This window comes from Nocardioides panacis (genome assembly GCF_019039255.1).
Taxonomy (GTDB): domain Bacteria; phylum Actinomycetota; class Actinomycetes; order Propionibacteriales; family Nocardioidaceae; genus Nocardioides_B; species Nocardioides_B panacis.
The window spans coordinates 3,638,547-3,650,528 of the sequence record NZ_CP077062.1 but is presented as its reverse complement, the minus strand read 5'-3'; the positions used below and the strand labels follow the sequence as shown (position 1 = coordinate 3,650,528).

The window sequence follows — 11,982 nt, the reverse complement described above, 5'->3', positions numbered from 1 at the left end:
AAGCCTTTCGTCCGGTACGCGTCCTACGGTTCCCGCATGAGCGGAGCGCAGTCGCCGGGGTACCCGGAACCACCGGCCGTGGGTGACGAGGCCTCGACCCTGGTGGGGTCCCTGGAACGTCAGCGGGCGACGTTCGAGTGGAAGTGCGCCGGACTGGCCGGCGACGGGCTGGCCCGGCGGCTCGGGCCGTCCGAGCTCTCCCTGGGACGGCTCCTCAAGCATCTGGCGTACATGGAGGACCTGAACTTCACCCGGGACCTGGCCGGCGCCCGGCTGCCCCGACCCTGGGCGGACGTGGCCGCGGAGAGCCGGTCGGCGTGGGTGTTCGGGTCCGCAGACCTCGACCCCCCGGAGACGCTCCACCGGCTGTGGCGCGAGGCCGTGCAGCGGTCGCGGGTGGCGGTGCGGGAGGCGCTCGGGCGCGGTGGTCCCGGCTCGACCTACCGGGACGGCGGAGGCCGGGAGGCGACGGTACGACGCCTGCTGGTCGACATGATCGAGGAGTACGGGCGGCACACCGGCCAGGCGGATCTCCTCCGCGAGGCCGTCGACGGGCGGGTCGGGGAGGACCCGCCCGGTCCGCCGGTGCCGTTCACCCTGACCTGAGGCCCGGTTCGTGGCTCACGGTCATGGCGCCGGTCTAGGGTCTCCGGGTGAGCGAGCCGCCTGAGCGCACCGCCGACGGTCGGTACCTGGTCATCGGCGGCCGTCGGTGGCGCGCCTCCGACCCGGCGGTTCCCGAGCAGCGACGCGCGGAGCTGACCCGGGTGCTGATGGCGTGGCGACGGGAGGTGCGCCGCACCAAGGGCACCGAGGACGAGCCGGCCGCCCGCGCCGGGGTGCAGGCGTCGAAGGTGGCCCTCGGCGAGCGCGGCACGCCGTGGTGGGAGCAGTCCGACGACGAGCGTCGGGCCCGGTGGAGTGCCGCCGTGCCCGAACCACCCCTGACGACGTAGCGCGTTGCGGCGTCGGCGACGGATGACAGGCTGTCCCCATGACCCGGGTCTCGCTGTCGCGTCTCCCCGGTGAGCGGGTGCGGGCGGTCGACGGCGGCACCGATCGCGAGGTGCCGGTCTCCGACCTGCCGGCCTACGTGACGGCGCGCGAGGCGGAGGCTCCGCGCTGGGTGTGGGACGACACCGCGCGCTGGTACCCCTCGCTGCTGGCCGCGGGGGTGCGCGTCCAGCGCTGCCACGACCTGCGGCTGGGCCACCACCTGCTGCGGCGGGCGCCCGCGGTGGACGGACGGCTGCTGGCAGGGGAGGAGTCGGAGCACTGGGACCGCCTCGGACCGAGCGCGCGCTCCGATCCGGCGCTGTTCTCGATCGACGACACGGCCGAGCACCTGCGCGCCGATCTCGAGGACGCCCGTCAGCTGGCCGCGGTGGCGGCGTCCCCGGAGGCCACCCGGCTCGAGCTGCTGCTCGCGGCGGAGTCGTCGGGAGCCCTCGTCGCGGCCGAGATGACGTTCGCGGGCGTGCCGTGGCGACTCGACGTCCACGAGCGCCTGCTGACCGACCTGCTGGGGCCGCGGCCGCTGCGTGGCACCCGCCCGCAGAAGCTCCAGGCGCTCGCTGCCGAGGTGCGCGGCGCGTTCGACGCCCCGGGGCTCAACCCGGACTCCCGGCCCGAGCTGCTGGCGGCGCTGCGCCGGGCCGGGCTGGAGGTCACGGACACCCGCGCGTCCTCCCTGCGGGCGCTCGAGCACCCGGGGATCGGAGCGCTGCTCCGCTACAAGCAGCTCGCGCACCTGTTCTCGACCAACGGCTGGGCCTGGATCGACGAATGGGTGAGCGGCGGCCGGTTCCGGCCGTCGTACCAGCCGGCGGGCTCGTCCACCGGCCGCTGGTCGTCCAACGGGGGCGGCGCGCTGTCGTTCCCGCTGCAGGTCCGGCCCGCGGCGGTGGCCGACGACGGCTGGCAGTTCGTGGTCGCCGACGTCGCACAGCTCGAGCCGCGGGTGCTCGCCGGCATGAGCGGCGACCGCGCGCTGGCCAGGTCGGCCCGAGGCGCCGACCTCTACCAAGGCATGGTCGACGACGGCGCGGTGGCCAGCCGCACCGACGCGAAGCTGGGCCTGCTCGGCGCGATGTACGGCGCCACCAGCGGGGCGAGCGGCCGGATGGTCGCCGACCTCACCCGGCGTTACCCCGCCGCGTTCGGTCTCGTCGAGGAGGCGGCCCGGGCCGGTGAGCAGGGCCAGGTGGTGCGCACGCTGCTGGGGCGCGGGTCGCCGGACCTGGGCGACGCGTGGGACCGCGACGCCGACGACCCGCCGGCCGATCCCGACAGCCAGGCCCGCCTGCGGCGTGCGTACGGGCGCTTCACCCGCAACTTCGTCGTGCAGGGCACCGGCGCCGAGTGGGCCCTGTGCTGGATCGCCGACCTGCGCAACCGGCTGTGGCGCCTGGGGGCCACCGGGACGCTCACCTCCCGGCCGCACCTGGTCTTCTTCCTCCACGACGAGGTCGTCGTGCACACCCCGGCCGCCCTCGCCGAGGCGGTCGCGGCGCAGGCCGCCGAGGCAGCAGCGACGGCTGCCGGCCTGCTGTTCCGCGACCTCAGCATCGACTTCCCGTTGAACGTCTCGATCGTGCGGTCGTACGCCGACGCCGGCAAGCCGGGCCTCACCGCGGAGCCGGTGGCGCCAGGTGCCAGTCGCCCTCAGACGTGACCGCTGAGCTGGGTCAGCCGGACCGCGAGCGCCTCGACCATCGCGCCGGCCCGCTTGCCCGAGACGGCCGACCTGCGGTCGGCGCCCTGGCTGGACACCGGGAGCACGTCGACCGAGAGCTTCGCGCCGCCGGCCAGGGCCCGCAGCTCGTCGACCTTGTCGCCGAACGGCGACCCGCTCCCGGGTGAGTAGTAGTGCACGACCTCGTCCACCTCGTCGGGGTACAGGTCGGTCTTGGTCACCGCGATGACCAGCCAGACCGGCTTGTCGCGGCGCACCGCCATCGAGGCGATCCGGTGCGAGGTGATCGCCCAGTCCTCGAGCTCGGCGGCGAGCTGCTCCTCGCGGCTGGCGGTCGCCGTACCGGTCGTCCCGGCGGTACGCCGCGGCGTGGCGTGACCGTTGGCGACCACGTGGATCACCCCGTCGACCGGCTCGTCGTGGAACACCTCGTCGAGTGCGCCGAGCCGCGTCGCCGCGTTGTCGCCCGGCACCACCAGGAAGCGGAAGCCGTGCAACCGGGGAGAACGGCGGGTGCGGCGCTCCATCACCGCCGAGCCGACCTCGGCCACGCCGTCGCCGGAGGTGCGCCGCGCGAGCCGGTCGGCGAGCTGGGTCTTGCCGACCCCGGTCATCCCCGTGACGGCCACCGTGGGGAAGCGCCGCCGGAACAGCCGGCTCATCCGCTCCGGAGCCGACGCCAGGCCGGTCAGCACGCCGCCGGCGAGCGTCGCTCCGAGCGCGGTGCGACCCGTGGTGGGCAGGATCGTCCGGAATCGAGCTGCTGTGCGGGACACGGGGCCTCCTCGGCCTGCGAATCAGGAGCCGGCTGGCGCGTCCGAGCCTACGTTCCGCCGGCCACGCCGCACGTCACGCCCGGGCAAGGACCACGGGCTCGCGGCGCACCGGGAAGCTGACGCTGTTCGCGATGAAGCACAACTGGTGGGCGCGGTGATGGGCCTCCGTCGCGGCCTCGACCGTGGCGGGGTCGGCGACGGTGACCTCCGGACGCAGCACCACCTCGGTGAACCGTCCGCTCCCGTCGGCCTCGGTCCTCATGGACCCGCTGGCCCGGTCGACGTACCCGGTCACGGTGACGCCCGCGTCGACGCAGACGTGCAGGTAGGACAGCATGTGGCACTGTGCCAGGGAGGCGACGAGGAGCTGCTCGGGGTTCCACCGCTCCCGGTCGCCGTGGAAGGTGCGGTCGGCGGAGCCCAGCAGGTCGGGTGGCCCCTCCGCGGTCACCGTGTGGGTGCGCCGGTAGCCGCGGTAGCCGGAGGTGCCCTGCCCGGTGTTGCCGGTCCAGGTGACGGTCAGGTCGTAGCGATGCTCCATGCCCCGAGCCTGTCCCCCCCGCACCTCGCACCTCCAAGGTGACCCGCCGGGTCCGGCGGCCGCTGGGAGCTCGTGGACCGGGTATCAGGTCGTCCTGAGGGGCTGGCCCCTCGGGTGGGTCCGCTCTAGATTCGTGGCATGGACACGGTGCTGGAGGAGTTCCGGCTCTTCATCGACGGCAAGGACGTGGAGTCGGTCTCGGGCCGCACGTTCGAGTCCGAGAACCCCTACACCGGTGCCCCGTGGGCGCGCCTCGCGGACGGCACGCCGGACGACGTCGACGCCGCGGTCGCCGCGGCCCGGAGTGCCTTCGACGGTGAGTGGGGCCACCTGACCGGGTTCCAGCGCGCGGCGGTGATGCGCAGGTGCGCGGACGCCCTGGACGCGAACGCCGGGCGACTGGCGAGGCTGGAGGTGAACGACTCGGGGAAGCTGATGCGGGAGATGTCCGGGCAGATGGCCGGTCTGTCGTCCTGGTTCAACTACTTCTCCGGGCTGGCGGACAAGCTGGAAGGGGCGACCGTCCCGCTGGCGAACCTTCACTACTTCGCCTACACGCGCAAGGAACCGGTGGGGGTCGTGGGGGCGATCACCCCGTGGAACAGCCCGCTGCTGCTGCTCACCTGGAAGCTCGCGCCCCTGCTGGCCGCGGGGAACGTCTGTGTCGCCAAGCCCTCGGAGCACTCGCCCGCCTCGACCGTGGCGTTCGCGCAGATCCTGCACGAGGCCGGTCTGCCGGCCGGCGTGCTCAACGTGGTGACCGGGTGGGACCGCTCCACAGGAGAGGCGCTGTCCGGGCACCGCGGGATCGACAAGGTGGCGTTCACCGGATCCACCGCCACCGGCATCGCGGTCGCGCGGGCAGCCGTCGAGAACGTGAACCGGGTGACCCTCGAGCTCGGCGGGAAGTCCGCCCAGACCGTGTTCCCCGACGCCGACCTGGACGCTGCGGCCAACGGGATCGTCGCCGGTGTCTTCGCCGCCACCGGACAGACCTGCATGGCGGGGTCGCGGCTGGTCGTGCACGAGTCCGTGGCCGACGAGCTCGTGGCGAAGGTGGTGGCCCGCGCGGAGACGATCCGGCTCGGAGACCCGAACGACCCGGAGACCGAGATGGGTCCGGTGGCCAACCGGCCGCAGTACGACAAGGTGCTCGGCTACCTGAGGATCGCCGCCGAGGAGGGCGGCACGTTCGCCGCCGGTGGCGGGGCCGCCTCCGGGCTCGGTGGCCTGTTCGTCGAGCCCACCGTGATCACCGGGGTGGGCCCGGAGAGCACCGTGGTGCGCGAGGAGATCTTCGGCCCGGTGCTCTCGGTGTGCACGTTCTCCGAGGAGGCCGAGGCGGTCCGGCTGGCCAACGGCACCGAGTACGGGCTGGCCGGCTCGGTGTGGACCAAGGACGTCCACCGCGCTCACCGGGTCGCGGCCCAGCTGCGCGCGGGAAGCATCTGGGTGAACGCCTACCGGGTGGTGGCCCCCAACATGCCGTTCGGGGGGTTCGGCAGGTCGGGGCTGGGCCGCGAGAACGGCCTCGCCGCCGTCGAGGAGTACCTCGAGACCAAGTCGGTCTACATCGAGCTGACCGGCGAGCTGCGCGACCCGTTCAAGCTCGGCTGACCCTCACCGCCGGTCCGGCGTGCCGGCGTCGTCGCGCGGTAGAGGTCCTGGCCGGCCCGGGACGTGAGGCGCCTGCGGGCCGGCCGGACCGGTGTTCTAGGGTCCAACCGTGAGTGCGCAGGCCCCCCTCGACCGTCATCCTGATCCGTGCGGAACGGTTCATCCCCAACCCCGCCACCGCCGCCGACAACTCGTTCCAGCGGGACGTCCCGGAGGGGCAGTCCGACGACGCGACGTTGGCGAAGGCGCTGAGCGAGATGGACGCCGTCGCCCAGGCGCTGCGGGACGCCGGCGTGACGGTCCACGTCTTCGAGGACGAGGACCACACCCGCCCCGACAGCGTCTTCCCGAACAACTGGCTCTCCACCCACGCCGGCGGCAACATCGCGGTCTACCCGATGTACGCCTCGAACCGTCGCCACGAGCGCCGCGCCGACGTGCTCGAGCTGCTGAAGTCCCGCTACCGGGTCCAGACGATCGTCGACTACTCCGGCCTGGAGCCCGACGGCATCTTCCTCGAGGGCACCGGCGCGATGGTGCTCGACCACGTCTCGAGGGTCGCCTACGCGGCCCGGAGCCACCGGGCCGACACCCACGTCCTGGAGCGGTTCTGCACCGACTTCGGCTACGAGCCGATGGCCTTCGACGCGGTCGACTCCGAGGGTGTGCCGGTCTACCACACCAACGTGATCGCCTGCATCGGCACGGACGTCGCGATGATCGCCCTGGAGATGATCCCGGACGAGCAGCGTCGCGCCGAGGTCCGCGAGCGACTCTCGGTCACCGGGCGGACCGTCGTGGAGCTGACCGAGCAGCAGATCCGGGAGTTCGCCGGCAACGCGGTGGAGCTGTGCGGGCGGACGCCGGAGGGCCGGCGCCGCTACCTCATGGCCATGTCGGGGCGGGCACGCCGCAGCCTGCGACCGGACCAGGTCGCGGTGATCGAGGAGTCCTGCGAGATCGTGGCCGTCGACATCCCGACGATCGAGCTGGCCGGCGGGTCGGTGCGGTGCATGATCGCCGGTGTCCACCTCGACCGGCGCCCGGCCACCGAGCCCGAGCCCACGGCTGCCGTCGAGGCGATCGACGAGAACCCGCACACCGCCGACGGCCAGGACGTCGCGATGGCCGGCGCCGCGGACTGACCCGGGAGGCCGCAGCGGCCTACCGGACGCGTCGTACGGGCAGCACGGCGGCGGCGCCGAGCAGCGCGCAGCCCCCGGCCACGGCGTACAGCACGCCGTAGCTGCGGCCGCTCATCGCGAGGACCAGCGGCGCGATCGCCGGAGCCAGCGAGGAGGGCAGGGCCCCGGCGATGTTCATCACGCCGAGGTCCTTGGCGAGGCTGGCCTGGTCGGGCAGGACGTCCGCGACGAGGGCCAGGTCGACGGCCATGTAGAGACCGAAGCCGAGCCCGCCGACCGCCATCCCGACCAGGTAGCCGAGCAGGCTGCCGGCGCTCGCGATCACGAAGAGCGCCAGGCCGAACACGCACGCGGCGCCGCAGACGAAGACCTTGCGGCGCCCGGTCCGGTCGGAGAGCGTGCCCCCCGAGCAGGGACGCGGCCACGACGAGGACCGACATGGCGAGCGTGCCCAGGAAGATCTGCCGGGGTACGGCGGCCTCGGTGCTGTCGAGCCGGTCCAGCAGGTAGTAGGCCTGGTAGGTGGTCAGGAACGCGTAGGCCAGGACGAGCAGGAACCGGCTCGCGAACGCCCACGCGAAGTCGGGGTTCCTGCGCGGGTCGACGTAGAACGTGGCGGCCAGCTCTCGGCCCGACCAGGCCGGCCGGTCCGCGGGCACGAGCCGCCGACGAGGCCGGTGACCAGCCAGGGCCGGCGCATGCCCAGCCGGGACGAGGTGCGGTCGCTCATCCGGCCGAAGAACGGGTGGCGAACATCGCGAGCAGCGCGCCGGTCCCGGCGACCAGCGAGAGGCTGGTGGGTGCCCGGTCGATCCCCACGAGCGAGCTGACCTTCAACGACAGGGAGACCAGCAGGGGAGCCAGGAACAGCAGGATCGCGCCCATGTACGCCGCGGCGTACAGCGCGACGAACCCGCGGCCGACCCGCTCCTGGGTGGGGCTCCCGAGGACGGAACTGTCGGACATGACGGGGCTCCTCGGGGCTCCTCGGGGCGACTGGGCCCAGTGCAACACCCGCACCGGCCGCCCCGTCGACGGGTCTAGTCTGGGCCGGGCGGGCAGGAACGAGGAGACCCAGAACCCTTGACATGACGCACCCGCGCCGGGAGACGGTCGTGCCAGCGCCTCTGCTCGAGACGAAGCTCTACGTCCCGAGACCGCGGGACGGGGCCGTCCCGCGCCCCCGGCTCGGCGAGCGCCTCGACGCCGGGGCAGCGACCAGGCTGATGCTCGTCTCCGCGCCCGCCGGCTTCGGCAAGACGACGCTGCTCGCCGAGTGGCTGGCCGGACGGCCGTCCGCGGCCTGGGTGTCGCTGGACCGGGGCGACAACGACCTCGTGTCGTTCTGGACCTACGTGATCGCCGCGCTGCGGACGGTCGCGCCGGGGGTCGGCGCGCACGAGCTGGCGCTGCTGGCCTCGCCGCAGCCGCCGCCGATCCACCTGGTGCTCACGACGCTGCTCAACGACCTCGGGGCGACCGGGGACGACCTCGTGCTGGTGCTCGACGACTACCACCTCGTCGACTCCCGCGAGATCCAGGAGGCGATGGCCTTCCTGCTCGACCGGATGCCGTCGCGGCTGCACCTGGTCATCGCCAGCCGGGCCGACCCGCCGGTGCCGCTCGCCCGTCTGCGCGCCCGCGGCGAGCTGGTCGAGATCCGGGCCGCGGAGCTGCGCTTCCGGCCCGCGGAGGTGGCGATGTACCTCACCGAGGTGATGGGCCTGCGGCTGACGACGCAGGACGTCGCAGCCCTCGAGGAGCGCACCGAGGGGTGGATCGCCGCGCTCCAGCTGGCCGCGCTGTCGATGCAGGGCCGGGACGACGTCGCCGGGTTCATCGCCGGCTTCACCGGGGACGACCGCTACATCGTCGACTACCTGGCCGAGGAGGTGCTGCAGCGGCAGGCCGCGCCGGTCCGCGACTTCCTGCTGCACACCTCCCTGCTGGGCCGGCTCGACGGCTCGCTGTGCGACGCCGTCACCGGAGGCAGTGGCGGCCGGGCCACGCTGGAGGCCCTCGACCGGGGCAACCTGTTCGTGGTCCCGCTCGACGACCGCCGCCAGTGGTACCGCTACCACCACCTGTTCGCGGACGTGCTGAGGGCGCGGCTCGCCGACGAGGCGCCGGACCTGGTCGCGACGCTGCACCGCCGGGCAAGCGACTGGTTCGCCGAGCACGGCGACCCGGTCGCGGCGATCGAGCACGCGATGGCCGGCGGGCACCTGGAGCGGGCCGCCGACCTGGTGGAGCTGGCCATGCCGGCCACCCGCCGCAACCGGCAGGAGGCCGTGCTGCGCAGCTGGCTCGAGCGGCTGCCCGAGGAGGTGCTGGCGTTCCGGCCGGTGCTCAGCAACGGGTTCGCGGGGGCGCTGCTCGCCACCGGCGGCTTCTCGGAGGTGGAGCGGCACCTGGTGGACGCGGAGCGCTGGCTCGCCGGCCCGGAGGACGCCGACCGGGTGGTCGTCGTCGACGAGGAGGAGCTGCGCCGGCTGCCGGCCGGGGTGGCCGTGCACCGGGCCGGCCTGGCGCTGGTCCAGGGCGACCCGGCCGCCACGCTGGCCCACGCCCGGCGGGCCCTGGCGCTCCTGGAGGACGACCACCACATCGGCCGGGCCTCGGCGACCGCGCTGGTGGGGCTCGCCTCCTGGTGGACCGGCGACCTCGAGTCGGCCCGCGAGGCGTACACGAGGTCCCTGGGCAGCATGCAGGCTGCGGGGCACCTCGCCGACGTCCTCGGCCTGTCGATCGCGCTCGCCGACATCCTGATCACCCAGGGCCGCCTGCGCGAGGCGATGCTCACCTACGAACGGGCCCTGCGACTCGCTCCCGACCACCGGGCGCCGCTGCTGCGCGGCACCGCCGACATGTACGTCGGGATGAGCACCGTCCACCGCGAGCGCGACGACCTGGGCGAGGCCCGAAGGCTCGTGGACAGCAGCGAGGAGCTCGGCGAGCACCTGGGCCTGCCGCAGCACCCCTACCGCCTGCGGGTCGCGAAGAGCGCGCTGCGGGCGCTCGACGGGAACCCGGTCGAGGCCCTGGCCCTGCTCGACGAGGCGGAGCGCGTCTACGTCGGGGACTTCTCGCCCGACGTGCGACCGGTCCCGGCGGTGCGGGCCCGGACCTTGATCACTCAGGGGAGGGTGGACGAGGCCCTCGGCTGGGCCCGCGACCGAGGCCTGCCCGCGACCGGCGACGTGGCGTACCTGCACGAGTTCGAGCACGTGACGCTGGCCCGGGCGCTCCTGGCCCGGTTCGAGCGCGACCGCGACCAGCCGGCCCTCGACGAGGCGACCGGGCTCCTGGACCGGCTCCTCGCCGGCGCGGAGACGGGGCAGCGGACCGGCACCGTCATCGAGGTCCTCGTGCTCCAGGCGCTCGCGGCCCGCCTGCGCGGCGACCTCCCGGCCGCCCTGGTCCCGCTCGGGCGGGCGCTCGCGCTGGCCGAGCCGGAGGGGTACGTCCGCACCTTCGTGGACGAGGGCCCGGCCATGGCAGCGCTCCTGGCGGCCGCCGCGCGGCACGGCCTCGCCCCGGCGTACGTCGCCCGGCTCCGGTCCGCAGCCGGCACCCGCACGGATGCCGTGCCCGTCGCCCGGCCGGGCCTGGTCGACCCGCTCAGCCGGCGCGAGCTCGACGTGCTCAGGCTCCTCGGCACCGACCTGGGCGGCCCGGAGATCGCCCGCGAGCTCGTCGTGTCCCTGAACACCGTGCGCACGCACACCAAGAACATCTACGCGAAGCTCGGCGTGAACAACCGCCGGGCCGCGGTGCGCCGGGCCGAGGAGCTCGACCTGATGCCGCGCGCCGGTGACCGCGCCCGCTGAGTCAGCACCGGGTTCACCACATCTGGTGATCCCCACTCACCCCGTCCGGCCCTAGCTTCAGGCCATGAGCGAGACGCAGGGACGTCCGGACGAGGCAGGGCAGTACGAGATCCGCCTCCAGGGCCACCTCGACCCCCGGTGGTCCGCCTGGTTCGACGGGCTGACCCTCACCCGGGAGAACGACGGCACCACCACCCTCCGGGGCGAGGTCGTCGACCAGGCCGCGCTGCACGGGCTGCTGCAGAAGGTGCGCGACGTCGGGCTCCCGCTCGTCTCGGTGACGCACCTCCCGTCGCAGCTGCCCGGTGACGACGTCCCCGGCGCTCGCTGACCGCCCACCCACCAAGGAGAACGACATGACCACCACCGTCCGCGCCACCCGCACCCCGCCCGCGGAGCGAGCGTCCATGGACCCGGCGAGGAGGAGCGCGTTCTTCGGCGGTCTCTTCTACCTGATCACGTTCGCCAGCTCGATCCCGGCCGTGTTCCTCCTCCGCCCGGTGATCGACGACCCGCACTACATCATCGGCTCGGGTGCCGACACCCAGGTGGTGTGGGGCACCCTGCTCGACCTCGTCAACGCCCTGACCGCGGTCGGCAGCGCGGTCGCGCTGTACCCGGTGATGAAGCGGCAGAGCCAGTCCATGGCGCTGGGCTTCGTCAGCACCCGGATGTTCGAGGCCGCCGTCGTCGCCATCGGCGTCGTGAGCCTGCTGACGGTCGTCTCCCTGCGACAGCCCGGCGCCACCGGTGCGGAGGCGCACACGCTGGAGATCACCGGCCAGGCCCTGGTCGCCAGCTACAACTGGGTGTTCCTGGTCGGGCCCAACCTGATGCCCGCCCTGAACGGGCTGCTGCTCGGGACGCTGATGTACAAGTCCGGCCTCGTGCCCAAGGTGATCCCGGCGATGGGCCTCGTCGGCGGCCCCCCTGCTGCTCGCCGTCACGGTCGCCTCGATGCTCGGCCTCACCCATCACGGCTCCGCCTGGTGGATCGTGGCCGCGCCGATCGTCGTCTGGGAGTTCTCGCTCGGCGTGTACCTGACCTTCAAGGGCTTCAAGCCGGCGCGGATCACCGAAGGCATGGTGCGGTCGTGATCACCGCCCGGCCCCGGGAGCACCTCGCCGGGGTCGTACGGGCGGAGGTCGCGTAGCTCCTAGGCGAACCGGGCCCGCTCCCTGGCCTCGTAGCTCGACCCCGGCCGGGCGGGGAGGATCGCACCGACCAGCCAGAGCAGGGGGATGAAGATGCCGACGATCCCGATCAGGGTGTGGCCCTTCTGGAAGGTGATCATGCAGACGGTGAACAGGCAGCACACGTAGAACGTCGCCAGGATGATCCAGAGGATCCACTCGAGCCCGGTCATGTCGGTTCCCT

12 protein-coding genes and 1 pseudogene are annotated in these 11,982 nt (G+C 73.6%); 8 read left to right on the top strand and 5 right to left on the bottom strand.

What is annotated here, in order from left to right; all coding sequences use genetic code 11:
• Positions 1 to 36: 36 nt before the first annotated feature.
• Genes KRR39_RS17790 through KRR39_RS17780 form a run of 3 tightly spaced genes read left to right on the top strand, consistent with a single transcriptional unit; the run spans position 37 to position 2,674 of the window.
• Positions 37 to 606, top strand: coding sequence for a mycothiol transferase (locus KRR39_RS17790; RefSeq protein ID WP_216938811.1), 570 nt, complete (start codon positions 37 to 39; stop codon positions 604 to 606).
• A 47-nt stretch (positions 607 to 653) separates the two neighbouring features.
• Positions 654 to 956 (top strand): hypothetical protein, encoded by a 303-nt coding sequence (locus tag KRR39_RS17785; RefSeq protein ID WP_216938810.1) that lies wholly within the window; start codon positions 654 to 656, stop codon positions 954 to 956.
• Between the two features lie 38 nt (positions 957 to 994).
• Positions 995 to 2,674, top strand: coding sequence for a bifunctional 3'-5' exonuclease/DNA polymerase (locus tag KRR39_RS17780; protein ID WP_216938809.1), 1,680 nt, complete (start codon positions 995 to 997; stop codon positions 2,672 to 2,674).
• Here the strand turns inward: KRR39_RS17780 and KRR39_RS17775 are convergent.
• Both KRR39_RS17775 and KRR39_RS17770 read right to left on the bottom strand, forming a co-directional pair.
• Positions 2,665 to 3,471 carry a GTPase domain-containing protein gene (locus KRR39_RS17775; protein WP_216938808.1) on the bottom strand — a complete coding sequence of 269 codons (807 nt, stop codon included), beginning with the start codon at positions 3,469 to 3,471 and terminating at the stop codon, positions 2,665 to 2,667. The two genes, KRR39_RS17780 and KRR39_RS17775, sit on opposite strands and share 10 nt — an antisense overlap.
• 73 nt (positions 3,472 to 3,544) lie before the next feature.
• Complete coding sequence (locus KRR39_RS17770; protein WP_216938807.1) at positions 3,545 to 4,012, bottom strand: OsmC family protein; 468 nt, start codon at positions 4,010 to 4,012, stop codon at positions 3,545 to 3,547.
• Positions 4,013 to 4,150: 138 nt separating this feature from the next.
• Between KRR39_RS17770 and KRR39_RS17765 the strand changes: the two genes are divergently transcribed.
• Positions 4,151 to 5,629, top strand: coding sequence for an aldehyde dehydrogenase (locus tag KRR39_RS17765; RefSeq protein ID WP_216938806.1), 1,479 nt, complete (start codon positions 4,151 to 4,153; stop codon positions 5,627 to 5,629).
• A 113-nt stretch (positions 5,630 to 5,742) separates the two neighbouring features.
• On the top strand, positions 5,743 to 6,774 hold the full coding sequence (gene ctlX / locus KRR39_RS17760) for a citrulline utilization hydrolase CtlX (RefSeq protein WP_216938805.1): 1,032 nt from the start codon (positions 5,743 to 5,745) through the stop codon (positions 6,772 to 6,774).
• Between the two features lie 19 nt (positions 6,775 to 6,793).
• Here ctlX and KRR39_RS17755 read toward each other — a convergent pair.
• Together KRR39_RS17755 and KRR39_RS17750 are read right to left on the bottom strand one after the other, a co-directional pair.
• A pseudogene (locus tag KRR39_RS17755) lies at positions 6,794 to 7,165 on the bottom strand (MFS transporter); the annotation flags it as partial.
• A gap of 335 nt (positions 7,166 to 7,500) precedes the next feature.
• Positions 7,501 to 7,740, bottom strand: coding sequence for a hypothetical protein (locus KRR39_RS17750; RefSeq protein ID WP_216938804.1), 240 nt, complete (start codon positions 7,738 to 7,740; stop codon positions 7,501 to 7,503).
• Between the two features lie 149 nt (positions 7,741 to 7,889).
• Between KRR39_RS17750 and KRR39_RS17745 the strand changes: the two genes are divergently transcribed.
• The 3 genes from KRR39_RS17745 (at position 7,890) to KRR39_RS17735 (ending at position 11,758) form a co-directional block, all read left to right on the top strand.
• Positions 7,890 to 10,604, top strand: coding sequence for a winged helix-turn-helix domain-containing protein (locus tag KRR39_RS17745; protein ID WP_254185233.1), 2,715 nt, complete (start codon positions 7,890 to 7,892; stop codon positions 10,602 to 10,604).
• Between the two features lie 64 nt (positions 10,605 to 10,668).
• Entirely contained in the window at positions 10,669 to 10,935 is a 267-nt protein-coding gene (locus KRR39_RS17740; RefSeq protein ID WP_216938802.1) for a DUF8691 family protein, read from the top strand.
• Between the two features lie 25 nt (positions 10,936 to 10,960).
• Complete coding sequence (locus KRR39_RS17735) at positions 10,961 to 11,758, top strand: DUF4386 domain-containing protein (RefSeq protein ID WP_216938801.1); 798 nt, start codon at positions 10,961 to 10,963, stop codon at positions 11,756 to 11,758.
• Positions 11,759 to 11,761: 3 nt separating this feature from the next.
• Here the strand turns inward: KRR39_RS17735 and KRR39_RS17730 are convergent, their stop codons facing one another.
• The gene (locus KRR39_RS17730) at positions 11,762 to 11,971 is read right to left on the bottom strand and encodes a hypothetical protein (protein ID WP_216938800.1); all 210 of its coding nucleotides are present in this window, start codon (positions 11,969 to 11,971) and stop codon (positions 11,762 to 11,764) included.
• Between the last annotated feature and the right edge of the window lie 11 nt (positions 11,972 to 11,982).

Excerpts from the sequence above, each read along its gene's own strand:
- KRR39_RS17790 (WP_216938811.1), top strand. The coding sequence starts at position 37 with ATGAGCGGAGCGCAGTCGCCGGGGTACCCGGAACCACCGGCCGTGGGT.
- KRR39_RS17780 (WP_216938809.1), top strand. The coding sequence starts at position 995 with ATGACCCGGGTCTCGCTGTCGCGTCTCCCCGGTGAGCGGGTGCGGGCG.
- KRR39_RS17770 (WP_216938807.1), bottom strand. The coding sequence starts at position 4,012 with ATGGAGCATCGCTACGACCTGACCGTCACCTGGACCGGCAACACCGGG.
- KRR39_RS17765 (WP_216938806.1), top strand. The coding sequence starts at position 4,151 with ATGGACACGGTGCTGGAGGAGTTCCGGCTCTTCATCGACGGCAAGGAC.
- KRR39_RS17750 (WP_216938804.1), bottom strand. The coding sequence starts at position 7,740 with ATGTCCGACAGTTCCGTCCTCGGGAGCCCCACCCAGGAGCGGGTCGGC.
- KRR39_RS17740 (WP_216938802.1), top strand. The coding sequence starts at position 10,669 with ATGAGCGAGACGCAGGGACGTCCGGACGAGGCAGGGCAGTACGAGATC.
- KRR39_RS17735 (WP_216938801.1), top strand. The coding sequence starts at position 10,961 with ATGACCACCACCGTCCGCGCCACCCGCACCCCGCCCGCGGAGCGAGCG.
- KRR39_RS17730 (WP_216938800.1), bottom strand. The coding sequence starts at position 11,971 with ATGACCGGGCTCGAGTGGATCCTCTGGATCATCCTGGCGACGTTCTAC.